Consider the following 25,231-nt stretch of genomic DNA (forward strand, 5'->3'; position numbering starts at 1 on the left):
GTATGGCACAATGACGAATGGTTTGAAGTATTGCTAGCCCGGAAGCTACAAGTCCTCCGGTTTCAAGCCTGTGTGTTTTGCGATACGCGCCAACATCCTCGGGCCAATCTCTTCGCCATCATGGAATGACCAGATGTAAGTCCCATATCCGGGGCGTGTGAGCTTCAAGTGAGAACCAACCTGCTCTGATTCTTCCCATCCAATTCTTTTGAGAGCCCTAAGAACGAGTTTTGCGCGGGTACTCGGCCAATGGCTCACGCGCAGGCAAACTCGACACTGGATTTGAGGGATTCTCTCTCATTTTCAAGACGATCAGCCAACGCGCGCAACGCAATTGCTTCGACAGCTGCTAGCGCCTCTTCTTTTGTTGCGCCGTAAGCCATAGCGCCGGGCAGGTTGGTGATTTCTGCGATCCAGCGTCCGTCTTCTTCGCGATCGAATTCCACTTGGAAGTGCATTTATGCCTCGAATACGCACAATGCGTCGTATATGTGCATAACAGTAGTGTATTGTGTCGTTCTTCTGATTTCCAGTTCATTCCCGCCGCTCGACTTTTCGCCGTTTCTTATGGTTCCATTGGCGTGCAATGAAAATTTTCTCTGCTGCCGCTATTTTTGTACTGCTTTGCGCTGTGCCGGGAATCGCCCAGACCACCGCCGCTACTGCGCCGCAGTCCGACTCCAGCTATATCGACGCCCAAGGCACGGCGCATGTCGCCCGCGTTGTGCCCGTACCGTCGACCATCAGCCCGGAAGCCCAGAAGAGCCTGGCCCAGCCGGTATCGGATGCCAATGTGCCGGAATCCCTTGCTGACCGTCGTTCCAAAACCGATGCCTGGCAGGCCAAGGCAGGGGAAGCCTATCGGCAAGTCTATCCGGCCGCCATCTCCTCATCGACCATGGCCGGGGTACCCGTGCGCATCATCACTCCGCCTGTCATCGGAGCAGGGAAGGCCGACCGCATTCTGCTGAATCTTCATGGCGGCGGCTTCAACTCAGATTCCGGCTCGTTGACGGAAACCATCCCGATCGCCAACATTACCCAGACGAAGACCATTGCCGTGCTCTACCGCCTGGCGCCCGAACACCCGTTTCCAGCAGGAGTCGAAGACGCAGTAGCTGTCTATAAAGAGCTGCTCAAGACCTACAAGCCGCACAATATTGCGATCTACGGGACCTCGGCCGGAGCCATTCTGACGGCAGAAGTTGCCGTAAAGCTGAAGCAGGTGAATCTCCCGCTGCCTGGAGCGTTGGGTGTCTTCTCCGGGATGGGTGACTTCAGCCAGGCTGGCGATTCCATCGCCATATATGGGCTCCGCGGGCTATCTGGACATCTTGACCCACCCAAACCGGAGGCGCACGATCCTGAATATGTAGGGGCAACCAATCCGAAAGACCCCGTGCTATCGCCTGTTTACGCTGACCTGAAAGGAATGCCGTCTACTCTCTTCGTGACCAGCACCCGCGACCTGCTCCTGAGCGGAACAACGGTTCTTCACCGGGCATTCCTGCGTGCTGGAGCCGATGCGCAGCTAGTAGTCTTCGACGCTCTGCCGCATGCCTTCTGGAACAATGTCGACCTGCCCGAATCCCGTGAAGCCGACGAGATCATGGCACATTTCTTTGATACACACCTGGGGAAATAGCCGCACTGGTTATACACACGCAGCCCTGCGATACTGAATCGAGAGCCATGGTAGAAATCTGCGCCAAATGCGACGGCATGGGCATGCGCGTCGTCACCCGTCCCGACGGCAGCCGCGCCGCCGAGCCCTGCGATTGTCAACTGGAGCGCCGTGTGGTCCGGTTTATCGAGCGTGCTCGCATTCCTCCCCGCTACCAGCACTGCACCCTGCAGAGCTTCGAGTACCACTCACATGGCAGCCTGCGCGGCGCTTATCTCATGGCTGACAAATTTGTCACCGCCTATCCGCTTGAAACCACAGGCAAGGGGCTCCTCTTTACAGGCTCGATGGGTGTGGGCAAGACGCATCTCGCCGTCGGTCTTCTGCATGCCCTTATCACTGAGCGCGGCGCGCAGGGTCTCTTCTGTGACTACCGCGAGCTGCTCAAGCAGATCCAGGAGTCCTACAACCCGGCAACGCACATCACCGAGCTTCAGGTTCTGCAGCCGGTCTTCGATGCCGAAGTGCTTCTCATCGACGACCTTGGCTACATCAAGCCAACCGAATGGGTCTGGGATACCGTCGCTCTGATCCTGAATGCCCGATATAACGGCAAGAAAACCACCCTCATCACGACAAACTATCCAAACCTTGCAGCTGGGGCCTTTCGTGGCAGGTCGAGAAATAGTGCGGTAGTTTCAGAGAATCAGCAAATCGCAGAAGAAGCGATGCGTGATGGAACGCTTGGCGACCGTATTGGCGATCGCATGAGATCTCGTTTGATGGAAATGTGTGTGGAAGTGCCTATGGCAGGCGAAGATTTGCGGCAATCAACCAAACGCGCCAAATTTTCTTAGATCGCCGCTGTCAACAGCAGCAAAAGTGCTGCGGCCATGATCGCTATCTGGTAAACATAGTCCGACGACTTTTTCGGCCGCACTGGCGCATCTATTCCAGAGGCACTGCTGAATTGGAGTGTGTTTGGGGACTGCTCCATGCTGGCCTCTCTAACGATTCGCCCTTTCTGCTCGTTTAGACACAAGTTTGCCCTCATTCGATGCGGTTTATGCGAAAACTTTTCGAAAATTGTGTTTCTTTTCCGTTACCGTGCCCGTGTCGGGAACGATGCTGTTATATAGTCAACCCCGTAGCTGGAGAGAAATTCCATGAATGCAGCCGTTGTGGAGAGTTTTGACGCTCCTCCCCGGTACAGTTCCTTTGCCGATCCAGTTCCGGCAAATGGCGAAGTCCTGGTCGATGTTGTTGCCGCCGGGCTCCATCCCATCGTGAAGGCTCTGGCGAAGGGAACGCATTACGGCAGCACCGGAGAACGGCCCTTTATTCCCGGAGTGGATGGGGCAGGCAATCTCGAAGACGGCACGCGCGTTTATTTTGGTGTTTCCCGCAGCCCTTATGGCAGTTTCGCCGAGCGTACCATTACCGCTCGCTCACTGTGCGTGCCTCTTCCTGACGGCCTCGACGAGGCATCTGCCGCAGCGATGGCGAACCCTGCCATGTCTTCCTGGGCGGCGCTCACGCTTCGCGCCCGCTTTACTGCCGGAGAGAGCGTCCTTATCCTGGGCGCCACCGGAGTTGCCGGAAGGCTCGCCGTCCAGACTGCGAAGCGGCTCGGCGCGCGGCGCGTCATCGCGGCAGGCCGCAATCCGCAGGCATTAAAGGAGCTCAGCGAACTTGGAGCGGACGCAGTCATCTCGCTTGAACTGGAGAAGGATGCGCTGGTTGCCGCCTTCCGGCAGGAGCTGGCCGAGTCCGGCGTGGACGTTGTCCTCGATTATCTCTGGGGTCAGCCTGCCGAGCGTGTGCTTGAAGCCATCTCGCAGAAGGGCCTGGAGCACGCAGGAGCTCGCATTCGCTTCATCCAGATCGGGTCAAGCGCGGGGAACACCATCACTCTTCCGGCCGCCACGCTGCGCAGCTCCGGTCTTGAACTGCTGGGCAGCGGCTTCGGCAGCGCCTCGCTCGACCAGCTCATCAAGGCCGTTGGTGAATTCTTTCAGGAGGCAGCGAAGCAGCCGTTTCGCTTCGAGCTGAAAACCGTTCCTCTGCGGGACCTGGCATCAACCTGGGATACTAAAGAAGAAGGTGTACGCATCGTCTTCCAGCCTTAATTGCCGGCCTTTCTTTGTTGGCATAGGCAATGCTCCTGTCGCGCTGCGCGATGTAGAATCCACCTGATGGCTGATGATCGCAAAAATTCTCTCGACCTGACAGGGCAATCCGCACAGGAGCGCGAACCCCGCTCGCTTCTGCCCTGGATCATCGCCGGAGCGGTCGTCGTCGTGGGCGTCGTTCTGCTTTTCATCTTTGGTGGCCACAAGACAGCGCCTGTGAATCCCGGAGGAGCCGGTCTTGCTGCCGCCGATCCGTATGCCGCCAGCCTCCCTGTCACTGATCTCAAGATGAGCGAATCGACCAACTTTGCCGGAGGCAAAATCACTTACGTGGATGGCCACATCGCCAACAAAGGCAACGAGACCGTCACCGCAATCACTGTACAGGTAGCCTTCCATGACTATGGCAACCAGCTTGCGCAAAAGGAAACCATGCCGCTGGCGCTCATCCGGATGCGCGAACCTTATGTAGATACGCAGCCGGTCAGCGCCAACCCATTGAAACCAGGAGAGGAGCGCGACTTCCGGCTTATCCTCGAGCAGGTGACGACGGAATGGAACGGCCAGTATCCGGAAGTAAGGATCATTCAGGTGACAGGCAAGTAGGGAACCCCTGGCGGCAGATTCCTAACTCCTTGATATTTCGAGAAATCCACTCTGCTGCGCAAAACCGCCCGACCTCTCTAAAAACCGCGCATGAATTTCCTACTGCGCAAATTTTTCCTTGGAATTATGGAAAAAGGTGACTTTCCAGATGCCTGAGCTGACTTTCCCAAGAGGCCCTCAGCACTTGCATGCCATCTATTTGCATCCGTAAATAAAACAAAACAAAAGAAATAATATTTTTCTTCCGCCGTGCGGCCAGTTTGGCATGCCAACTGCTCTTTATACCCGCGTAAGGGACGCTGCGCAGCATCCGGAGTGTGTTCTAGAAGGTCGTTACGAAGGAATACAAAACGGTGAAAAATATGACAGAGAACAAGATCAAGTCGAACAGCAATCTGAATCTCAAGGCATTTTCTGCATTGATTCTGGCAGCAAGCCTTGGACTTCCGGCATTCGCGCAGTCAGGTCAGTCCTCCCCCTCCAATGCTCAGGTGCAGACGGGAACTTCCGCCAACGGAGCCAACCCGAATGATAACAGCACCTATGCGACAGGGAACCCGCTGCCCACCAAGTCCAATGAAGGTTTCTGGGGACATATGAACCCCTTCGCCCGAAAAAAATGGGTGAACAGGCAACTCAATCCCGTAAAAGATCGTCTTAATGAACTCGATCAGCTGACAGCCAAGAACGCGAACGACATCAAGGATGTCGACTCGCGCGCACAGGCTGGGATCCGTCAGGCCCAGGGTACGGCAGACCAGGCAAACCAGACAGCCCAGCAGGCGAGTTCGACTGCGAACCAGGCACAGACCACGGCGCAGAACGCCAGCGATCAGACTGGCAAGCTGAACACGACCGTTTCTGGATTGGATCAGTACCAGAAGGTCAACGATACGATTATCCGTTTCCGCCCTGGACAGACGGTGTTGAACGCAAAGGCCAAGGATGCTCTTGACCAGCTGGCAACACAGGCGCAGGGACAGAAGGGATACATTGTCGAGGTGCAGGGTTATTCACGGGCACGCGGGCAGGTTGGTATTCAGAGCTCGCAGCACATGGCTGATGCCGTGGTCCGCTACCTCGTAACCGAAAAACAGATTCCGGTCTATCGCATCCACCAGGTTGCGATGGGCAACGCAAAGGTGGAAACCGACGACGGCTCCAGCGTATCGGGCAGTGTGGTTCGGGTATCCATGATGCAAAACAGTTTAGCGGCCTTGAACTCGTCTTCCTCGAATTCGGGTTCACCGATTGGCGCGACGCAGCAGTCTTCCGCGCAGCCCTCCCCTCAGGGTGCTGCGTCGCAGCCAGCGGCTCAACCACAACAATAACAACAAAAGGTCCGCAACCAAGCTCTCACACAACGAGAGAACCAAGGCAGATTGGCCCCTCCCCCGAGGGGCCGTTTTTTTGTCCATCGAAGTTGTCCCGTCTCTGAGCGAAGAATCTCATCTACCGGCTTAATCACTCATCATTCAGATCAAGGCTGAACACACTGCGGTTCTGATTCATTGTGCAAAGAATTATCCGGATGGCCGAGTATGATCGCGTTTCGTCGCGCCATCTCTTTTCCGTAAGGAGTGCCTTCAAGTTCCGCACGCGGCACGTAAACAGATTTCAAAGAAGAGCATGGCGCAACGTACAGCAGCGCATCTGCCTGATCGGCGAGCTTCAGCGGTGTAGCAGTCGCATAGCCGCCTGAGAGCACTGGCTGGGCCGGCAGTTTGCCAACCCAGTTGTCTGCAAGTGGCACGATGACGGGAACAGGCCAGGAATCAAAGCGCTGGTCCACCGTTCCTTTGTTATCAATTACGTTTGTCCCGAAAGCAACAAGATAAGAGTTTGCGCCGGCAGCACGAAGCTCGCGCTCGATGTATCCCGGGCCGCGAGCCACGACCTGATGTCCGTCCTGCAGCGTCTGCTCCTGCCCACGAAGAAAATGCCCTGCGCCCATAATCAGCAGCGCGCGGTGGCCTTTTGCCAGGGCCTCATTCTTCACGACGCTGGTATACCACTGCTCGCGCTCGTTGATGTACGGCTCAAGGCCTTTGCGGTCTTTGATCTTCTCCCAGTCCACTGGCGGAGAGCCGAGCACAATACGAAGCTGGTGTCCGCCGCGGTGTTTCAGGTTTGCTTCGCGCACAGCTTTGTAGAACTGTTCATATACAGGCTGCACGGGGACGGTCGATAGCACCATATTGCGCCATGCCTTCTGCACCTGCTCTATCGGGACATCTTCACCCGAGACATAGCGATCCACCGTCTTCTGGTAGAGCGAATTGCCGAACTCAACCACAATGTCGTCCACACGATCGGAGAACTCCGGTGTCTTCACCAGCCTGCACAGCCATTCATATTCCTGCTTGCTGCCGTGGACCTCGCCAAACATAACGATGTTGTGGGTGCTGAATAGCTGGATCATCGCGCTGGTAGCATTCAGCAGCTTTGGCTGCTGTTCAAGACCTCCCTGTGAGATGAGCCGCTTCAGCTTCGACTTGTCAGCTTTCACGCCATCAATCGCAGGATTACTCGCACCTGCCGTTGCATTCCCCATCATTCCTGTTTCTGCTGCGTCATCATTGCTGGCTTTCTCTCCCGGATGCGCAGATGTAGAAGGCGGCACAGCATTTTGAGGTAACGGCTGCGCTGTTGAAGCTCGAAACGGGCGCTGCTTTTCAACCTGATTGAACAGAACTAAAAAAACGCTCAATGCAGCAAACGCCACTATGCTGCCGAAAAGAAATGCTCCAGGACGCGGCGGCTTGTTTTCCAATATCTGGAAGGAAGGAATGCCGTTCGACCGAGGCTGTGCAGAAGCAGCGAAGAACGTGGGTTGAGCACGATATGTCCGCGGTATAGAAACCATCAGATCGAACAGCAGATCAAGCCAGAGACGCAGTCTTTGAAGGACGCCGCGCTCGTCGCGGTAACGGTCGCGAAACAGCTGCAGTGATTCTTCTCCATAGATGTGGCGAAAACGGGAAGGAAAGAGATGCAGCAGCCAGGCATAAATCTTCTCAGACATATTCGCCTCGCAGAATTTTCTTGGCGCGTGCTACGCGCAGCAGGCTGGCGAGCCGCTCGGCCTCAGCACTGGCCAGCTTGCGTCCCGCAGATGTCAGACGGTAATAGCGCCGCCGTTCGCCGTTAAGCAGGTCAACCTCTTCGATAAGGCCTTCTTCGAGCAGCGACTGGATGGAGTTGTACAGCGTGCCCGGCCCGAGCCGCATACGGCCCTCTGTCTGCTCTTCGACCTGCCGCATGATGCCGTAGCCATGCAGGTCTTCGTCAGCGAGAGCGAGAAGGATCTGAAATGCAGCTGATGGCAATGGATCAAGTTTTCGTTTTGGCATAAATGATCGATAATCGATATATCGAAAAACGACTGTACTCCGATTCGATAAGCGCAGTCAACATCAAATTGTTGCCTGGTTTTTGCGCTCAGAGGTGGGGAGAAGTGCCCTTAAGGAACTTCTTTCTCTGAACTTCATGCGAAAATCTTTCTGACCAGAAAATGACCACGCTCGATGACCTGCGCCGCTTCGCCGTCGCCCGCAGCCTCTTTTCTCCAATCACTCTGAAGCGCGCTCTCGACTACTGGGGCTTTGTCCAGGCTGACCCCATCCGCGCACCGGCCCGCGCGCAGGATCTGATGCTGCGCCACCGGGTGAAAGGCTATCGCGCGGGAGACCTGGAGCGCCGTTATGAAGAGCTCGGCATCGAGGAGGACTTCTTCGTCAATTATGGATTCGTGACAAAGGCCATGCAGGCGCTGATGCACCCGCGCACGAAATCGCGGATTCCGGAGGCAGGTCTTCAGCCCTGGCCTGCCGTGCGCAGAAAACAGGCGCTGCTTCTGCTTGAGTTTGTGCGCGAGCGCGGCCCAGTGCATCCACGCGAAGTGGATAAGCATTTTTCGCACGGCAAAGTACAGAACTACTGGGGCGGATCGTCCAATGCCACGACGCACTTACTCGATGCCATGCATTATCGTGGTCTGGTGCGCGTTGTGCGCCGCGAAAAGGGCATCCGCATCTATGCTGCGCACCAGCATGAGGTGGCCCCGTCCGCTGCGGCCGTCCGCCGCGACAGGCTCGACAGGCTTGCTGACGTGGCCATTCGCATCTATGCTCCGTTGCCAGGAAAGACTCTCTCTTTCCTGGTGCGCCGGCTGCGCATTGCCGCGCCTCAATGGGAGAAGGAGATTCCGGCTGCATTGCAACGGGCAAAGAAACGGCTTGCTCATGTGCGCATCGACGGCGTCGACTGGTACTGGCCGGAGGAGGAAGATCCCGCGCGCGCTGACGTGCAGGATACAGTCCGCCTGCTGGCTCCCTTTGATCCGGTTGTGTGGGACCGCGACCGCTTCAAGCTGTTGTGGGACTGGGCATACCGCTTTGAAGCCTATACTCCGGCGCCGAAGCGCAAGCTTGGTTATTACGCTTTGCCGCTGCTCTGGCGCGACCGCGTGATTGGCTGGGGCAATCTTTCCGTAAAGGACGGCGAACTGATCTCTGAGCTGGGCTATGTCGAATCACGCCCACCGCGCGACCGCATCTTTCAGCGCGAACTCGAAGCGGAACTGGAGCGCATGAAAGTCTTTCTGGGGCTAAAAAAATAAGGCCGCTTTCGACTTTTCGCCTAGACTTGTCTTCGTGAAAAACGCGTTGCTGTTCAGTCTGCTTGTTCTTGCGCCGGCTACTATCTTTCATGACTACAAGGGGATGCCCTATCAGGGCAGGGTGCAGAAGATTCCCGGCCAGGTGCAGTGCGCTTTCTACGACCAGGGCGGCGAAGGCATTGCGTACCACGATACGACCGCGAAAAACCTAGGCAGCGGAGGGCTGAATCCGGCGGATGGGACTTATCTCAATGAATTCCGGATGCACGAGGCCGTCGACACCTCCTACACAAAATTTCATGACCAGATCGACAACAATCCCTACAACCTGGTGCAGCCTCAGGAGAACCAGCTTTATGTCGGGTGGACTGAGCCGGGCGAATGGCTCAACATCACGGTGGATGTTGCCCGCGCCGGTGTTTACAGCGCCGATCTGCTCTACACGTCTCAGCGCGGGGGAGCCATCTCGATCGATGTGAACGGGAAAGATGCGACTGGCCCTCTGAGCATTCTCTCGACATTCCGCGCAGCCGATCCCATTGCGTGGCGTCAATGGCACCACTGGAACATCATGCGAAATATCGTAACGCCGAGGCTTCCTGCGGGGAAAAGCGTTCTCACCATCCATGTTCTTACAGGAGGAAACATGAATCTCGCCTACTTTGATTTCAGAGAAGGCCGCTAAGGAGGTCAGCACACCAATTGAACGACGGTCTTTCCGATTTATCGTGGGGCAACCAGCCGCCTGCAGTAGGCTGGTACTCTGTCTGCAGCACGCAACTTGTAGCGAGATTGAAGATGATCAAGTTTTCTGACTCTGCTCATCGGAAGGTCTACTATCCCGAGGATCGCAGGCATCGCCTCTGGATTAATCCACGATTTGTCTATGGGCTGCTTGCGATTCTGGTTGCAGCTTTCGCCGCGGCCTGGATCCAGCGCCTGACGTTTGGCATGCCATATATTCCAATCGACGAGGCACTCGATCAGGGGAAGATCAGCGGCCCGCACGGATTCCCCGGATGGATTCGCTGGACACATTTCTTTAATCTCCTCTTCCTGACCATGCTGATACGCAGCGGACTATCCATTCTGGCCGACCACCCCAGACTCTATTTTAATGACCACTGCACTCCCGATTCCGAGTGGATTCGTTTTACTCCATTGAAGGTTCCTGTCGGCAAGCGGTGGACGGCAAAAGACGATGCCCGTTATCTTTCCCCACTGTTAGGCTTGCCAGGCTACAAACACACCATCGGCATGGCGAGATCCTGGCATTTTCTAAATGTCTATGGATTTATCATCACCGGTCTCGTATTCGTGATCGGACTCTGCACCACGGACCAATGGCTGCGCCTGGTGCCAACATCTCCGGCCATCCTTACGGAGGCATGGGCAACTTTCGTTCATTACGCCACGTTCACGCTGCCCCCGGAACCCAACGGCTTCTACGGTTATAACGCGCTGCAGCAGCTTGCCTATTTCTCAACCGTGTTCATCATGGCGCCGATCTCCATACTTACCGGAATGGCGATGTCGCCTGCGCTCGTCAATCGCGCTCCCTGGTTCGCAAAGATGTTTGGTGGACGGCAGGCTGCACGCTCCATCCATTTCCTCATGATGGTTGGATTCGCCTGTTTTATCGTCGTTCATGTCAGCCTTATCGTGCTTACAGGGTTTACTCGTAACATGAACCACATTGTCCTCGGCAAGGATGAGCTGAATCCACTTGGCATGTGGCTCGGACTTACGGGTATCGGCGTCGTCGTTCTGACGTGGATCGTAGCGCATCACATCGCCTGGAGATATCCGCGAAAGGTACAGCATCTTCACAAAGCGATCTCAATGCCGATTCGCACCGCGACTCTCAACCGCCTGGACCCCGTCCAATCCTATACGCCTGACCAGGTCTCTCCCAGAATGTGGCCAAACGGTATCCTGCCTGTGCGCGAAGATTGGAAAAGCCTGCGTGAAAACCAGTTTGAGGACTTCCGGTTCAAGATCTCCGGGCTCGTGGAACATCCGATGGAGCTTTCTCTCAGGCAGATGGAGGAGCTTGGCCGCACCGAAACCATCACCATGCACCACTGCATTCAGGGATGGTCCGGTATCGCGCAATGGAGTGGAATCTCGTTCGCAAAGCTCATCGAGCTTGTGAAGCCATTGCCCACTGCAAAGACCATTGCTTTTTATTCCTATGGAGAGTCTCTTTTCGGCGGCGTTTATTATGACACCCAGTCCATCGAGAACGCCCTGAAACCTGGGGCGATGCTTGCCTACGAGATGAACGGAAGCCGCCTCACCGAAGAGTACGGAGCCCCGCTTCGGCTTCGTGTTGATAATCAACTCGGCTACAAGATGGTGAAATGGATCGAGCGTATCGAGTTCGTTGAATCAGAGAAAGTCGTCGGCAAGGGAGAAGGCGGAAAAAACGAAGACGATGAGTACTTCGACCTTCTGCCCAATATCTAAGATGGTAAATTCGTACCCATCTCCTTCACCTCATGATTTCGGCCATGTCGATGTCCTGCTGGCCCGCTTAAGACTTCCGTTCCTGCTTAAACACTTTCCTGCAAAAACCGTGTGGGCAATCTATGTCTGCATCAATGGATTCCTTACCATCGCATTGCTCGCCTTACTTGGAGAAATCACCCACAGTCCGTTTGTATTTCCCTCATTAGGTCCAACAGCATATTTATTCTTCTTTTCGCCAATGTCGGAGGCCTCCTGTCCACGCAACACTCTCCTCGGACATGGGATGGGACTGCTCTGCGGCTACTTCGCCTTCCGGGTTACCGGAATGCACGCCTTCGCTCAGGCCACAGGCGACAGCATTTACTGGCCTCGCGTCTTTGCTGCAGCTCTTGCACTTTCTCTGACTGGCGCCATCATGGTTTTTATGTCGATCAGCCATCCGCCTGCAGGCGCGACTACGTTGATCGTCGCGCTGGGGATTCTCTCCAAAGGCCAATATCTGCTTGTCATTGAAGTCGCTGTGCTTCTGCTCACTTTGCAAGCCTGGATTTTGAATCACTTGGCAGGACTGGCTTATCCGATGTGGCGATACACGCGTGTTCAACATTGAAATTTGCGGATACTTGCGCGCGATAATCCATTGAAAATGGCCGGCGGAACCAGAATGAATCCACCTCTGAGGAGCGTGCCAGGAGCTATTGAGCTTCATCTTAAAGATGGACTCAATGAGTGCGTGGCCCTGTTATCGCTATTCGACCTTCCAATCACGTAAACTCGATCCGAGACAGCCGGGTCTGTGCGGTGTCTTGTCCATGTAGGAGATCCACCACAGTGCAGATTCATCCAGACCCATGCAGGCGTTGCGCACGGAGTAATCTGCCTGCAGTCGCAAGAGTAGAGTTGGAAGCGCGGAATGTTGTTTCCTGAAGCGCTGTAAACCTGTATATACTGCTTTTTACCACCTAATTTTTCCGCGCTAGAGAGAGTTTCGATGTCGCTTACCCTGACAGACTGGCTGGTCATTGCCGGATACCTCCTTTTCAACCTGCTGATCGGCCTTTATTACCGCAGCAAATCGAGTGGTTCGACCGAGGATTTCTTCGTGTCCGGGCGCGATGTCTCCTGGTGGCTGGCCGGGACCTCGATGGTGGCGACGACCTTTGCCGCAGATACGCCGCTGCTGGTCTGCGGGCTGGTGGCGACGCAGGGCATTTCAGGCAACTGGATCTGGTGGAGCCTCTGCCTGAGCGGCATGACGACGGTCTTCTTCTTTGCCCGCTACTGGCGGCGCGCGGAAATCCTGACAGACGTGGAGCTGGTTGAGATTCGCTACGGCGGCAAGCCGGCTGCATTTCTGCGCGGGTTCAAGGCCATCTATCTCGGCCTGGTGATGAACTGCTTCATTCTCGGCTGGGTGACGCGGGCAATGGTGGACATTATTGCAGTCGTCCTGGGGCCGGTGATTGCTCAGGGGCGCGATCTGCAGCTAAGCCTTGGCGGCCATACGCTGATGCATTACACGCTGGGCGATCCACGGCATACGGCGCTGGCGATCTGCATCTTCATTCTCGTTCCGTTCACGGGACTCTATACGTTTCTCGGTGGGCTGTGGGGCGTGCTGGTGACGGACCTCTTCCAGTTCGCGCTTAAGATGACAATGATCGTCGTGCTGGCGTGGCTTGCGGTTGTCGATCTCGGCGGCATGCATGCGCTCAAGCTGCAGCTCGCGGTGGTGGATGCGGCGACGCGCGCTGCCGGGCAGCCCACTTCAGATGTGCTGTCCTTCCTGCCGGATTTTCATGCCGGGCTGACGACTTCGAATATCTGGACGCTGCCGCTGTTGACCTTCTTTATGTATATCGGAGTGCAGTGGTGGGCGGCGTGGTATCCGGGCGCGGAGCCGGGCGGCGGCGGATATGTGGCGCAGCGCATGTTCAGCGCGAAGAATGAGCAGCATTCGCTCGGCGCGACGCTGTGGTTCAATATTGCGCATTATGCGCTGCGTCCCTGGCCATGGATTGTAACCGGATTGGTGGCGCTGGCGGTTTACTCGCCGCATGGCGGACTGCATCCGAGCGCGGCTTATGCCGCCAATCCGCAGCAGGGCTATGTGATGGTGCTGCGCGACTATCTGCCTCCAGCGCTGCGCGGGTTGATGGTCGCTGCGTTTCTTGCGGCGTATATGTCGACGATCGGGACGCAGCTCAACTGGGGCACTTCGTACCTGGTGAATGATTTTTACCGCCGCTTCCTGACCCGCGAGGCAAGTGAACGGCACTATGTTTTCGTCAGCAAGATCATTACTGTGATTCTGGTGCTGGCGAGCGGATACGTGGCCAGCCAGCTGACTTCGATCAGCGCGGGATGGGAGCTGGTGCTGAACCTGGGCGCGGGCACGGGAGCCGTCTATATCCTGCGCTGGTTCTGGTGGCGCGTGAATGCGTGGAGCGAAATCTCGGCGATGATTGTTGCTGCGGTGGTGGCGTTGAGCCTGTCGCATGTTTCCTTTGCGGGAAATAATGCCGTGGTCTTTGCGAAATCGACGCTGATCACCGCGGGCATCACGACGATTGCATGGATTGCTGCGACGTTTCTGACTCCTGCAGAAAAGGAAGAGACGCTGCTTGCCTTCTATCGACGCGTGCAGCCTGCGGCCTATGGCTGGAAGCACATTGCGCGCCTTGCTCCGGAGCTGCCTGAGGTGCGCGACTTCGCTGCGAATGCATTCGATACGGCGATGGGCTGCGTGCTTGTGTATGGAACGCTCTTCGGCCTGGGCAAGTATGTCTTTGGCGAGTGGGTTTCAGGCACAGTGCTGCTTGTGCTCGCTGCTGTTGCCGGATATCTGATCAAGTGGGACCTCTCGCGCCGCGGCTGGGAAACTCTGTCAGGCGTGAAGATGAAAGAGACTTCTGTAACGGAGAGCCGCTAAGAAGAAAACTTTCTATGCTGCTCTGTGGAGTGAGTTTCTTTTCCTAAAGAGGACATGAACACACAAAAATTAACTACCCCAGGTTAGCTCCGCGAACCTGAGGCACCCGACTAAGAAAAGGCCGTCATCACCTCAAGATGACGGCCTTTCTCAATTCTCCACTTATCTGCCGTGCTCTTCGAGATATTTCTCGACTTCAAGGGCGGCCATGCAGCCTGTTCCGGCGGCGGTAATGGCCTGGCGGTAGCGGCGGTCCTGCACGTCACCGGAGGCGTAGACGCCCGGGACGCGGGTATGGACGTAGTTCTGCGTCTTGATGTAGCCGTCTTCGTCGAGGTCGAGCTGGCCGGCGAACATTTTTGCGTTGGGCTCGTGTCCGATGCCGAGGAACAGGCCATCGAGGCGCAGCTCGCTTTCTTGGTTCGTGAGCAGGTTGCGCACGCGCAGGCCTGAGACTTCCTTCTTCTCGACACCCAGAACTTCTTCGATCACAGTGTTGGTGAGGAATTCAATCTTGGGGTGAGCGATGGCACGGTCGAGCATGATGCGCGAGGCGCGGAAGTGCTCGCGGCGGTGAATAAGAGTGACCTTGGTGGCGAAGCGCGTGAGGAAGAGAGCTTCTTCCATGGCTGAGTCGCCGCCGCCGATGACGGCGATTTCCTTTCCGGAAAAGAAGAATCCGTCGCAGGTAGCGCAGGAGCTGACGCCGTGTCCGATGAGCGCCTGCTCGGAGGGGAGTCCAAGCCAACGCGCCGATGCTCCACTGGCGATGATGAGCGTGCGTGTGTGGATGGTCTCGCTGCCGAGGTTGAGCGCGAAGGGACGCTTCGACAGATCAACGGAGACGAGATGGCCCATGCGAAATTCAGCGCCGAAGCGCGCGGCCTGCTGCTTCATGTTCTCGATGAGCTGCGGTCCCTGGATGCCATCGGGAAACCCTGGGAAGTTCTCGACCAGCGTGGTGATGGAGAGCTGTCCGCCGGGCTCGTGGCCTTCGAGCACGAGGGGCTTCAGGTTGGCGCGCGCGGTGTAGATGGCGGCGGTAAGCCCGGAGCAGCCGGAGCCAAGGATGACGGTGTCGCGAATCGTGTCAGACATAGGTTGCAAATCTCGATTGTACCTGCTCAGGCAGTAGCTGATAGATGTTCCCAGGCAGAGGAAAGATGCAACCGGGACCGGACAGGCTCTAAGATGGCTGCATGGCGAATCTGACTTTGGTATACGGCTTGCGGCTGCTGCCCGCGGATGAGATCGAGCAGGTGGGCGAGGCCCCGATTCAACTGAAGAATGGAAACTCGGCGCGAGTAACGATGCATATTCTTGAGGGCTCGCGGGAGCAGATTGAGGCACAGCTGCGGCAGAGCATCGATGCGTTCTTCGATTTCTTTCCGGAGATTTGACAGCACTCTGGCTGTCAAGCGAAAAGCGTCAGCACTTTCCCGCTTCAGGACGCTCTGGGTCTCCTGTTCCAGAGTGAAAATCGCAGTCTAAAGACAGAATCTTTCTCAATGAAACGGCGCAGCTTTCATGGCGGAATAAAGCCATGCGCCGCTTTCTCCGCCATATTGCAACTCTGCTGCTACTGCTGTTTTCTGTGCATTCCGCGTTTTGTGGAGGGCCGCGCTGGGTGGCCGGTTTGAGCTATTTTGATCCCTCAGTGAAAGGGCAGCCGCTCCATTGGAAGAATGGAACGGTTTCCTATTATCTCGACATGAATAACCTCAACGGGATTGCCACTCATTACGTGACAGATACCTTTATCACTGCCGCGGCTGCGATATGGAACAATGTGCCGACCGCGGCTGTACAGCTCGTGTACGGCGGCACTCTGGGTGAAGACGTCAGCGGCAGCAATGTAACGAAAAACGCTGACGGCAGCATCAGCATGCCTGCGGATATCAAATCGACAGCTACCAGCAAGCCTTTGGCAATTATTTCCGATGCTGATGGGTCTGTGATTAACACCCTCTTCGGGCCGGGGGCGAGCGATCCCGCTGACTGCCGCGACAACGGCGTGATCACGGTAGTCGACAACGTTGCAACCGACGGCACGATTCTGCATGCCCTGATGATCCTGAACGGGCTTTGCGCCAACAGCCAGGGCCAGCTCGACATCATGGAATACCAGATGATCCGTGGATACGGAAGAATCCTGGGCCTGGACTGGTCACAGGCCAATGAATCCATGTTTGTGGGCGACCAGATTACCAGCGACGGTGTGGCGGGATGGCCGATCATGCATCCGGTGGAGTATCTCTGCCAGCTGAGTGCGGAGTTCTGCACTTCGAATCCATTGACCCTGCGCTACGACGATGTTGCGGCCATCAGTCGGCTGTATCCTGTGACCGCATCGAATCTCAGCGCATTTCCGGGAAAGAAATTGACAGCGCCGTCGACCATCTCGGTGCAGGGGACGATTCACTTCCGCAGCGGCCAGGGAATGCAGGGCGTGAATGTGGTCCTGAGGCCGATCAACCAGGCGACCGGCGCTCCGGATATCCGCTATACGGTCACTGCTGTCAGCGGAGCGTTCTTCCAGGGCAATGCTCCGAATCCGGTGACTGGAACGACGGACAGCCAGGGCAATCCGGTGAACAAGTACGGCAGCGACGATACGACGCTCGAAGGCTGGTTTGACTTGAGCGGCGTGCCCCTTCCGGTGGGGACCTCAATTGCCGATTATCAGCTCAGCTTTGAGTCGATCAATCCCTTGTATGCGGCAAATTATTCTGTGGGGCCGTATACGATCGGGCAGGTGACTCCGTCGGGTACGATGCCGGCGATCATGCTTTATGGCCTGGCGGCAGGAAGCTCGGTGAGGCAGGATGTCATGATCGAGGATTCGGCCGACCAGGAATACAGCGGGAATGACGGCACGGAGGCAGCTCCGGCGGTGATCCTGGCAAGCGGCGAGTGGACGGGCCGGATTACCGGATACGGACATACCGGCTGGTTCAACTGGCCGGTGCGTCCGAACCGGGAACTGACCGTGGAGGCGACGGCGCTTGATGAAAGCGGGCATCCGACCAAGAGTAAGGCTGAGGTCGTGCTGGGAGCATGGAGCGGCACGGATGCCGTGGGCTCGGCTCCTGTAAGCGAAACGCCAAGTGCATTTAACGGCGCACAGACTGGATTGACGACGTTGTCTGTAGCTACGGTGGCGCAGGGGCAGCTGCGGCTGGGCATTGCGGATGCGCGCGGCGATGGAAGGCCGGATTATCTCTACCATGCACGACTCCTCTACGCAGATTCGGTCATGCCCACGCGGCTGGCATTGAGCGGCGGACCGATCACGATACGCGGAGCGGGATTCCGTGCAAATTCGGTGGTGACGGTCAACGGAGTGAGCGCGCCGGTGACCAGCGTGTCGCCCACGGAGATCACTGCAATTGCGCCTCCGGCAAACGGGAAGATCGGAGTTGTACTTTTGACAGTGAGCGATCCTGAGACCCTCGGGGTGACGGCGATCCAGGACGGACTGAGTTACGACGCACTGGGCGGCGATGCGCTTGGCATCGTGACGGCGCCTTACGGTTCTGTGGGGTTGGGAGTGCTGACTCCATTTACGGTCAAGGCGCTTGCGGCTGATGCGGTGACTCCGGCGCCGGGCGTGCTGGTGACCTTTGCTGTGACAGAGGGAACGGCATCTCTAGGGTGCGGCCAGACGACCTGTACTGTGCTTTCAGGCGGCGATGGCTTAGCGACCATCAATGTTGCTGCCAACTCTACTTCGCTTGCTCAAATCACGGCTTCCTTGAGCGACGGCGCGAGCGTCATCACAGAATTCACCGGGAGCGGCGCACCTTCGATTGCTACTCTATCGCCGGACCTCTACATTGCCGCCGGCGCCTCATTTACCTGGAGCCCGCAGGTTCAGGTATTAAGCAATGGAGTTCCTGTCTTGGGACAGCAGGTGAACTGGTCTGCCGGTACAGGGGCGGCTCCGGCTGTGGCTTCAAGCCTGAGCGATGGCAGCGGAATCGCAATGGGGCAGATGGATATCAGTGCGCTGGCTGTGGGGGCGGATGTTCCCGTCTATGCGTGCCTGCCTGGAAATACGACGTGTGCGACCTTTCAGGTTTACAGTGTGCATTCGGAAGTGGCGGGACTGGTTGCAGTGAGCGGAGCTGGGCAGACGATCAGCACAACGGATACGCCTGCTCCGGTTGTGCTGCGAGTGACGGATGCCGTGGGCCACCCGATGGCTGCGGGCACAGTCACTTTTTACGAGACGCTCAAGCAATGGACGCCTGATTGTCCTACGCAGGGGCGCTGCCCATCTGCGCCGGTACTGAATTCGCAGACGGTTGAGACAACGTCGGGTGCGGATGGACTGGTCACGCTGACTCCTTTGACTGGAAATGGAGCGGCGACACGGCTCTATGTAACCGCAGTAACGGGTAACGTTGCCTCACTTAGTTTTGAGATCGAGCAGCATCCCTGATGTTTATGACATTTTCACAGATACTGCAGGCCTCATTTGCACTGTGCAGGGTTGCCGACTCCCTGATGGTTGCGTCGACTTGATGCTATAGAGCGGCGATCACGCTATTCTGGGTCACATGATCCGCACGATCGCTGTTCAGGGTTATCGGTCACTTCGTGATCTGGTCCTGCCTCTTGGACAGCTAAGTGTGATTACCGGCGCAAATGGAAGCGGCAAGTCCAGCGTGTATCGCTCGCTCCACTTGCTGGCGGATGCAGCGCAGAACGCAGTTGTGTCTTCGCTTGCGCGCGAGGGCGGTCTGCCGTCTACCTTCTGGGCGGGCCCGGAAACCATTGCGCGCGGCGTTCGCCAGGGAACGTATGCAGTAGAACCGCTCGCGAAACAGAAAGTCACGAGTCTCAAGCTTGGCTTCGGCAGCGACACCTACAGCTACAGCATCGACCTTGGCTACCCTCCTAAGCCTCCTCTGGCAACATTGTTTGAGCTGGATCCGCGTGTGAAGCGCGAATGCGTCTGGCATGGTCCGGTCTATCGCAAAGCGGCTGCTCTTGTGGATCGCAGAAACAACTTTGTCTGGCTTGCGACCACAAAAGACGAGGAGCCGGTGATGCTGACGCAGCACCTTTCCGATACAGACAGCATGCTTGCCACCGTTGCTGATCCACAGCGGGCCCCGGAGATGCTGGCGGTGCGGGAAGTGGTTCGCGGCTGGCGTTTCTACGACCATTTCCGCACCGATTCTGAATCGCCGGCGAGGGCCGCTCAGATTGGCACTTTTACTCCGGTCCTTCATCAGGACGGCAGTAATCTCTCCGCTGCCCTTGAAACGATCATCGAAATCCGGTCTGACAAAGCACTCGCAACGACGCTCGAAGACGCCTTTCCCGGCAGCCGGCTTTATGTTGAGGTCAGGAACGGACGCTTTGAGCTGCAATTGCAGCAGCACGGACTGTTGCGGCCTCTTTCCGCTGCTGAATTGTCGGATGGAACGCTGCGATACCTGCTTTGGACGGCTGCCCTGCTTACGCCACGGCCTCCGGAATTGATGGTGCTCAATGAACCGGAGACCAGCCTGCATCCTGACCTGCTGCCGGCGCTGGCCCGGCTCATTCTCGCGGCTGCGAAACATACGCAGATCATTGTGGTCTCGCATGCGCAGTTGCTGATTGAGGAACTGGCAGCTGTTCCTGTATGCACGCGGCTCCATCTGCTGAAGGTATTTGGAGAAACCACGCTGGAGGGTTTGAACCTGTTCAACAAGCCGAAATGGAATTGGCCTGCGCGTTAGACTGGAGCTGCCGGTTCCCAATTTCCATCAGGATTTTCTTGAATGCGCCTTTGCAATTGTTTGCGGTGGTGGATGCTTTGTCTTTTGCCTGCGCTTGCGATGAGTGCTGCGGCTGAGGCCCCTATCCAAGTCAAAGTAGTCGTGGTGGCTATGTACGAGCAGGGGGCGGATACAGGCGATGCTCCGGGGGAGTACCAATATTGGGTGGAGCGCGAACATCTCGATAAAGTGCTGCCGTTTCCTGCCGGATACCATGACCTGCGCATGAACAGCAACGGCGTGCTGGGTGTGCTGACAGGCGTGGGCACGGCTAAGGCCGCGGCGACGATCATGGCTCTCGGACTGGATCCGCGCTTTGATCTGAGCCATGCCTATTGGCTGGTGGCGGGGATTGCCGGCGGCAATCCGGCTGCGGTTTCGCTGGGTTCGGCGGTGTGGTCGCACTGGGTGGTCGATGGAGACCTCGCGCATGAGATCGATGCGCGCGAGATTCCTCAAGACTGGCCAACGGGATATGTGCCGATGCGCAAATCGAAGCCTTATGAAGAGCCTGCGAACAGCGATCTTGGGCAGGTGTATGAGCTGAATCCGTCGCTTGTCGAGTGGGCTTATGGCCTCACGAAAGATGTTGCGCTGCCGGACAATCCGCAAATCACAGAGCGCCGGTCGCACTTTACACAGGAGACTGCAAAGCGCGCGCCGTTTGTTGCCGAGGGCGATAACCTGGCAGCGTCCACATTCTGGCATGGCGCGAAGATGGATGCCTGGGCGAATGCGTGGGTGAGCTATTACACGGGCGGCAACGGTCATTTCGCTGTAACCGGAATGGAAGACACGGGAACGTTGCAGTCGCTGAAATTTCTTGCCAAGGCGGGGAGAGTAGACTGGAACCGCATTCTGGTGCTGCGCACGGTGAGCAACTATGACCAGCCTCCGCCGGGGATGAAGGCATGGGAGAGTCTTTCCGGTGAGAAAGCCGGCATGTACTCGGCCTTTCTACCCGCGCTGGAGAGCGCTTATCGTGTCGGACACACAGTAGTCGATAGATTGGTTGCCGATTGGGCGCATGCATGGGATCAGATTCCGTCACGATGAATTGAATTTCTCTTAGCATGTATCGCTCTTGGGAGTTGCGGCATCTTCATAGAGGGAGGGCGCATGGCGAACGCACCAATTCCTGCAATCGCAGAGAGACGACGTCCAAAAGTTCTGATTCTTGGCGGAGGGTTTGCCGGACTGAATGCAGCGAAGGGTCTGGCCAGGCTGCCGGTGGATATTACGGTGGTCGACCGGCGCAATCATCACACCTTTCAACCGCTGCTTTACCAGGTTGCGCTTGCAGTGCTTTCACCGGCAGATATCGCTACGCCGATTCGCGGCATTCTGCGGAAATACCAGAATATCGAAGTATTGATGGAAGAAGCTGTCTCCATAGATAAGGAGCAACGGCGCGTCGCGATGAAGAGCGGCACCGTGATGGACTACGACTACCTGGTAGTAGCTACTGGAGCAACGCATTCTTATTTTGGTCGTGACGAATGGGCCGAATTTGCACCGGGCTTGAAAACAGTCGAAGATGCAACGGAGATTCGCCGCCGCGTGTTGCTTGCCTTCGAGCTGGCGGAGAGGCAGATGCTTGAGACCGGCTCCTATCCTCCGCTGAATTTTGTGGTTATCGGAGGCGGGCCGACGGGTGTGGAACTCGCCGGGGCAATTTCGGACATTGCAAAGCTTTATATGCGGCATGATTTCCGCCACATCGATCCGGCAAAAGCGCGGGTGGTGATTCTTGAGGGTGGACCGCGCATTCTGGCTGCGTATCCTGAGGATCTTTCGCAAAAAGCGGTGGAACAGCTGAACGATCTTGGCGTCGAAGTTCATACTGGCGCACAGGTGACGGATGTGAAGCCGGGCTATGTCGTTGTAGGAGGGCAGCGGCTGGATGCGGTGGTGACGCTGTGGGCCGCAGGTGTGCAGGCTTCTCCTTTAGGCAAGTTGCTGGGCGTGGAGACAGACAGGCGCGGCTGCGTGATGGTGAATGCGACGCTGAATCCTGCGGGGCATCCTGAGATTTTTGTCTGCGGCGACCTCGCGCACTTTGAAGAGAATGGCAAGCAGGTTCCGGGCGTAGCGCAGCCGGCAATGCAGATGGGCGATCACGTGGCCCGCATGGTGGAGCAGGATTTGAAGGGTGTCGCGCGCAGCGGCTTCCACTACTTCGACAAGGGCGACATGGCGACGATCGGCCGCCTCGCCGCGGTAGCGAAGATTGAATGGCCCTTCAAGGCACACTGGAGCGGCTTCATGGCGTGGATCACCTGGATAGCCATCCATATCTTCTTCTTGATCGGGTTCCGCAACCGTATCTTCGTTTTCTGGGAGTGGGCGTGGACATACTTCACCTTCACACACGGCGCGCGGCTGATCACCGGAAGCCAGGTGCTGCCGGGCTGGAATGAACAGCCGGGAGTCGCAGCGCCGCTCGATCCGGGCTCCCCGGGATTTCATGATCATTCCGGGGAAGTGGCGGTCACTCGAAAATAAATCTACCGCCAAGACGCTAAGGGCGCCAGGATTCGCAACGCGAAGCTTCATCTAGCGATCCATACAACAACGTGGAGGAAGATGAGCAGGTTCAGGGCGCTGGTGTTGATGCAGTTGACGCACAGGCTGCGAATCTTCGTGACCATCACATAACTCAGATAGGTGCTCGCTGCGAGCGCTGCCGCTGCAGCCAGCGCTGCAATCTCAGCGTGCTTCAGATAGGTGATAACCAGGAGCGCAGCGTAGAAGAGACTTCCCCAGGCAGAGTTAGGAATCCTGAGAACTGCGCTGTGTTTGCTTCGGAGTACAGCTTCGGTATTGTCATTCCCGCGCCCTTTGCAACGGCACTTCGGAATTTTGTATGCCGGATCGCGGGACAAGCGGAATTTGTGATACGTAGCCTGCAAGGAATAGACAAGGCCGACTGCGGAGAAGAGATACAACGGCTGGACGTGAAAGAAAAATGCGAGCAGCCGGCTGATGACGAAGAAACCAAGAAGAGAAGAGCCCAGCATCTTGAGGAACTCGGCCACGATGGCGGGAATGTAGCCGGCGGTATAGCGGGCGATGGCTTTCCGGATGCGATTGCTGAAGAGCTGCCGGCGCATCTCCCGCTCGTGCACACGGCGGGAGATGCTGTTCATTGTGTCGGACATAAACATATCTGCTTCATCCTTTCTTCAGTGGATAGGTGGCGGTGGCACGCTGCCTGAGTCCGGCAACTCAGGGGCCTGCGTGAAGGGCGCGAGCGACGACGAGGTGACGTAGGAGCTGCCACGCACCATGCACCACTGGAAGCGCGTGAAGGCCCTGCGCACACTGCCGTTCGGGTTCATCACCTTCGCGATATGCAGCGTCGTATCGTTTTCGCAATCGGGTTTGTCGGAGTCGTGCAGCAGGCCGCTCTGATGTCCGCACTCATGCAGGTAAGTCTCGGAGACCCTGACAATCGAAGACGCGCTCATGGCGATGATGTTTTCAACGATGCTCTTCATCATCCTGTTGGTGTCGGCGTCAAACGCGAGCACCTTCTGGTTGATGAAGAGAGGCTGGTCGCTGCCTTCAAACGTGACAATGGTATAGCCGAGCAAATCGTTGCAGCCGACCGAGGAGTCGTCATCGTTGTACTTCGAGACAAAGTAGGTGGTGACGGCGGCGGCATTACTGTCCTTGTTCAGCATGAGGAAGTTCGTCTGGTCGAGGCTCAGCGTCTGGCTCGCGCCGCAGCTCATGGTTTCTGCGACGCCGGTGTTGCCCGGCGTGAAGCCGATGTCACCGTTGACCAGGTGGAAGAACGTATTTGTGGGTCGGCTGCAGGTCGAGTCTGTATCGACGCGTATGCCCATGTCAGGGATGGTCATGTCACCGAAGTAGTTCTGTGAAGGCTTGTTCGTATACTTATCGCTCCAGTTGTTGTAGTTGTTGCTTGCGAGCTTGCCGTCGGAGGCGAGCCATGCCTGTACGTTCGCGTTATAAGTGAAGAGGTTCTTCGAGAAGTCCGTGCCTGTGCCGTCATCCGATGGAGTGGTCGCGAAGATATCGCCGAAGAGATGGCTCGATATCTCGATGACCTTGAACGGGTAGTAGAGGAATGGATTGCCAGGCACGAGCTCGCCCTTCTTGTCGTCAGACCGCTTGAGCTCGCCGGTGATGAAGTTATGGCGCGTGACGACTTCGAAGTAATTGATCGCTCCTGAGTCATCGACAACGGGCACGAGAGGTCGGCCCTGGTCGCTCAGGATGTAACCCTGCGAATTCTGATCTACGCTGCCGTCGGCATTCGTGTTGTTTACGTAAACAAACCAGTCAGAATGACCCTTGTTGTTGCGGACGATCTTGGGAGCTACGCGGAAGCGCCGCGGGCGCGTGTTGTTGAAGATGTCGCCGATGTAAGTCCAGCAGAAGAACCAGCGGATGATGATGTCGATGAGCGAGCAGACCCAGGTAAGAACCATGGTGACAATGGCTTCAATCACATTGAGCAGCGTGATGATGGCCTGCAGGATATAGGTGCAGATGAGGACAGTGATGAACTGAAGCACGGTTTCAAGCACGTATGTCCAACTGCAGACAACGTCCGTGACCACGTTGCAGATGTTGTTGCAGACGTTCTCGCATCCGCAGTCGCAGCCGAAGATGCCGCAGAAGAAATCACAGATGCCGCAAATGACGCTGCAAACCGCGCTGCACACGGTCTGTACGACGGTGTTGCAGATGTATTCGAGCACCTGCGTGACAACGCTGACGACTTCCTGAACCAGCTTGCATATCTGGACGAGGATGTATTCGATCACTGATACGACGATCTGGATGAGCTTGATGACTGGCTGAAATACCAGCTGACACACGAGTCCCATAAATCACCTTTTCTGGGCTCCGCTGGACTGAACTTCACCGGGAGGGGGCTTATGGGGGCCGGCAACTCAACAGCTGCCGCGAAGAAACCACAAATTAGGTTCAGAGGAGCTGAACCTTACATGCTTAAAAGTGAATCCGGCAGGGAAGTCGTTTCAAAAGAAATCCCGGAGTGGCTGAAACCCGCACAAATACCGCAACTAAACGCCC

Annotated in this window: 22 protein-coding genes and 1 pseudogene; 16 read left to right on the forward strand and 7 right to left on the reverse strand. The window is 56.7% G+C overall.

Annotated features, from left to right (window positions below; all coding sequences use genetic code 11):
- Positions 1-45: 45 nt before the first annotated feature.
- Together AC5S16_RS12285 and AC5S16_RS12290 are read right to left on the reverse strand one after the other, a co-directional pair.
- Positions 46-258, reverse strand: coding sequence for a type II toxin-antitoxin system HicA family toxin (locus AC5S16_RS12285; protein WP_493930367.1), 213 nt, complete (start codon positions 256-258; stop codon positions 46-48).
- Complete coding sequence (locus tag AC5S16_RS12290; protein ID WP_493930368.1) at positions 255-458, reverse strand: type II toxin-antitoxin system HicB family antitoxin; 204 nt, start codon at positions 456-458, stop codon at positions 255-257. Before AC5S16_RS12290 ends, AC5S16_RS12285 begins: the two co-directional genes overlap by 4 nt.
- A gap of 128 nt (positions 459-586) precedes the next feature.
- Between AC5S16_RS12290 and AC5S16_RS12295 the strand changes: the two genes are divergently transcribed.
- The 5 genes from AC5S16_RS12295 (at position 587) to AC5S16_RS12315 (ending at position 5,693) form a co-directional block, all read left to right on the forward strand.
- Positions 587-1,645, forward strand: coding sequence for an alpha/beta hydrolase (locus tag AC5S16_RS12295; protein WP_493930369.1), 1,059 nt, complete (start codon positions 587-589; stop codon positions 1,643-1,645).
- Positions 1,646-1,692: 47 nt separating this feature from the next.
- On the forward strand, positions 1,693-2,481 hold the full coding sequence (locus AC5S16_RS12300) for an ATP-binding protein (protein WP_493930370.1): 789 nt from the start codon (positions 1,693-1,695) through the stop codon (positions 2,479-2,481).
- Between the two features lie 309 nt (positions 2,482-2,790).
- Complete coding sequence (locus AC5S16_RS12305) at positions 2,791-3,753, forward strand: quinone oxidoreductase family protein (RefSeq protein ID WP_493930371.1); 963 nt, start codon at positions 2,791-2,793, stop codon at positions 3,751-3,753.
- A gap of 66 nt (positions 3,754-3,819) precedes the next feature.
- Complete coding sequence (locus AC5S16_RS12310) at positions 3,820-4,362, forward strand: DUF2393 family protein (protein ID WP_493930372.1); 543 nt, start codon at positions 3,820-3,822, stop codon at positions 4,360-4,362.
- 362 nt (positions 4,363-4,724) lie between these two features.
- On the forward strand, positions 4,725-5,693 hold the full coding sequence (locus AC5S16_RS12315; protein ID WP_493930373.1) for an OmpA family protein: 969 nt from the start codon (positions 4,725-4,727) through the stop codon (positions 5,691-5,693).
- A gap of 149 nt (positions 5,694-5,842) precedes the next feature.
- On the opposite strand, the gene AC5S16_RS12320 is transcribed toward AC5S16_RS12315, so the two are convergent.
- Positions 5,843-7,387, reverse strand: coding sequence for a hypothetical protein (locus AC5S16_RS12320; RefSeq protein WP_493930374.1), 1,545 nt, complete (start codon positions 7,385-7,387; stop codon positions 5,843-5,845).
- On the reverse strand, positions 7,380-7,715 hold the full coding sequence (locus AC5S16_RS12325; protein WP_493930375.1) for a PadR family transcriptional regulator: 336 nt from the start codon (positions 7,713-7,715) through the stop codon (positions 7,380-7,382). Before AC5S16_RS12325 ends, AC5S16_RS12320 begins: the two co-directional genes overlap by 8 nt.
- 66 nt (positions 7,716-7,781) lie before the next feature.
- On the opposite strand from AC5S16_RS12325, the pseudogene AC5S16_RS12330 reads away from it, so the two are divergent.
- The 6 genes and pseudogenes from AC5S16_RS12330 to AC5S16_RS12355 form a co-directional block, all read left to right on the forward strand.
- Positions 7,782-7,829 (forward strand): annotated as a pseudogene (locus AC5S16_RS12330) ((2Fe-2S)-binding protein); the annotation flags it as partial.
- 47 nt (positions 7,830-7,876) lie between these two features.
- Positions 7,877-8,983, forward strand: a complete 1,107-nt coding sequence (locus AC5S16_RS12335; RefSeq protein WP_493930376.1) for a DNA glycosylase AlkZ-like family protein — start codon at positions 7,877-7,879, stop codon at positions 8,981-8,983.
- Positions 8,984-9,029: 46 nt separating this feature from the next.
- Positions 9,030-9,668, forward strand: a complete 639-nt coding sequence (locus AC5S16_RS12340) for a hypothetical protein (protein WP_493930377.1) — start codon at positions 9,030-9,032, stop codon at positions 9,666-9,668.
- A 17-nt stretch (positions 9,669-9,685) separates the two neighbouring features.
- Complete coding sequence (locus AC5S16_RS12345) at positions 9,686-11,452, forward strand: molybdopterin-dependent oxidoreductase (protein WP_493930378.1); 1,767 nt, start codon at positions 9,686-9,688, stop codon at positions 11,450-11,452.
- Position 11,453: 1 nt separating this feature from the next.
- Positions 11,454-12,065 carry an HPP family protein gene (locus tag AC5S16_RS12350; RefSeq protein ID WP_493930379.1) on the forward strand — a complete coding sequence of 204 codons (612 nt, stop codon included), beginning with the start codon at positions 11,454-11,456 and terminating at the stop codon, positions 12,063-12,065.
- A 381-nt stretch (positions 12,066-12,446) separates the two neighbouring features.
- Positions 12,447-14,387 (forward strand): sodium:solute symporter family protein, encoded by a 1,941-nt coding sequence (locus tag AC5S16_RS12355; RefSeq protein WP_493930380.1) that lies wholly within the window; start codon positions 12,447-12,449, stop codon positions 14,385-14,387.
- A gap of 162 nt (positions 14,388-14,549) precedes the next feature.
- Here AC5S16_RS12355 and trxB read toward each other — a convergent pair whose 3' ends face one another.
- Positions 14,550-15,485, reverse strand: coding sequence for a thioredoxin-disulfide reductase (trxB, locus tag AC5S16_RS12360; protein WP_493930381.1), 936 nt, complete (start codon positions 15,483-15,485; stop codon positions 14,550-14,552).
- A gap of 101 nt (positions 15,486-15,586) precedes the next feature.
- Here trxB and AC5S16_RS12365 point away from each other — a divergent pair, with 101 nt between their 5' ends.
- The 5 genes from AC5S16_RS12365 (at position 15,587) to AC5S16_RS12385 (ending at position 22,666) form a co-directional block, all read left to right on the forward strand.
- On the forward strand, positions 15,587-15,787 hold the full coding sequence (locus tag AC5S16_RS12365; protein ID WP_493930382.1) for an allantoinase: 201 nt from the start codon (positions 15,587-15,589) through the stop codon (positions 15,785-15,787).
- A 143-nt stretch (positions 15,788-15,930) separates the two neighbouring features.
- Complete coding sequence (locus AC5S16_RS12370) at positions 15,931-18,831, forward strand: choice-of-anchor Z repeating domain-containing protein (protein ID WP_493930383.1); 2,901 nt, start codon at positions 15,931-15,933, stop codon at positions 18,829-18,831.
- 118 nt (positions 18,832-18,949) lie between these two features.
- A complete protein-coding gene (locus AC5S16_RS12375; protein WP_493930384.1) occupies positions 18,950-20,122 on the forward strand; it encodes an AAA family ATPase in 1,173 nt (390 codons plus the stop codon).
- 84 nt (positions 20,123-20,206) lie between these two features.
- A complete protein-coding gene (locus AC5S16_RS12380) occupies positions 20,207-21,217 on the forward strand; it encodes a purine nucleoside permease (protein ID WP_493930385.1) in 1,011 nt (336 codons plus the stop codon).
- 63 nt (positions 21,218-21,280) lie between these two features.
- Positions 21,281-22,666 (forward strand): NAD(P)/FAD-dependent oxidoreductase, encoded by a 1,386-nt coding sequence (locus AC5S16_RS12385; RefSeq protein ID WP_493930386.1) that lies wholly within the window; start codon positions 21,281-21,283, stop codon positions 22,664-22,666.
- 47 nt (positions 22,667-22,713) lie between these two features.
- Here the strand turns inward: AC5S16_RS12385 and AC5S16_RS12390 are convergent, their stop codons facing one another.
- Positions 22,714-23,322: a vitamin K epoxide reductase family protein gene (locus AC5S16_RS12390; protein ID WP_493930387.1), complete on the reverse strand. Its 609-nt coding sequence runs from the start codon at positions 23,320-23,322 to the stop codon at positions 22,714-22,716.
- A 24-nt stretch (positions 23,323-23,346) separates the two neighbouring features.
- Entirely contained in the window at positions 23,347-25,023 is a 1,677-nt protein-coding gene (locus AC5S16_RS12395; RefSeq protein WP_493930388.1) for a hypothetical protein, read from the reverse strand.
- Between the last annotated feature and the right edge of the window lie 208 nt (positions 25,024-25,231).

It is taken from the genome of Acidobacterium sp. FHG110202_01 (assembly GCF_059115305.1).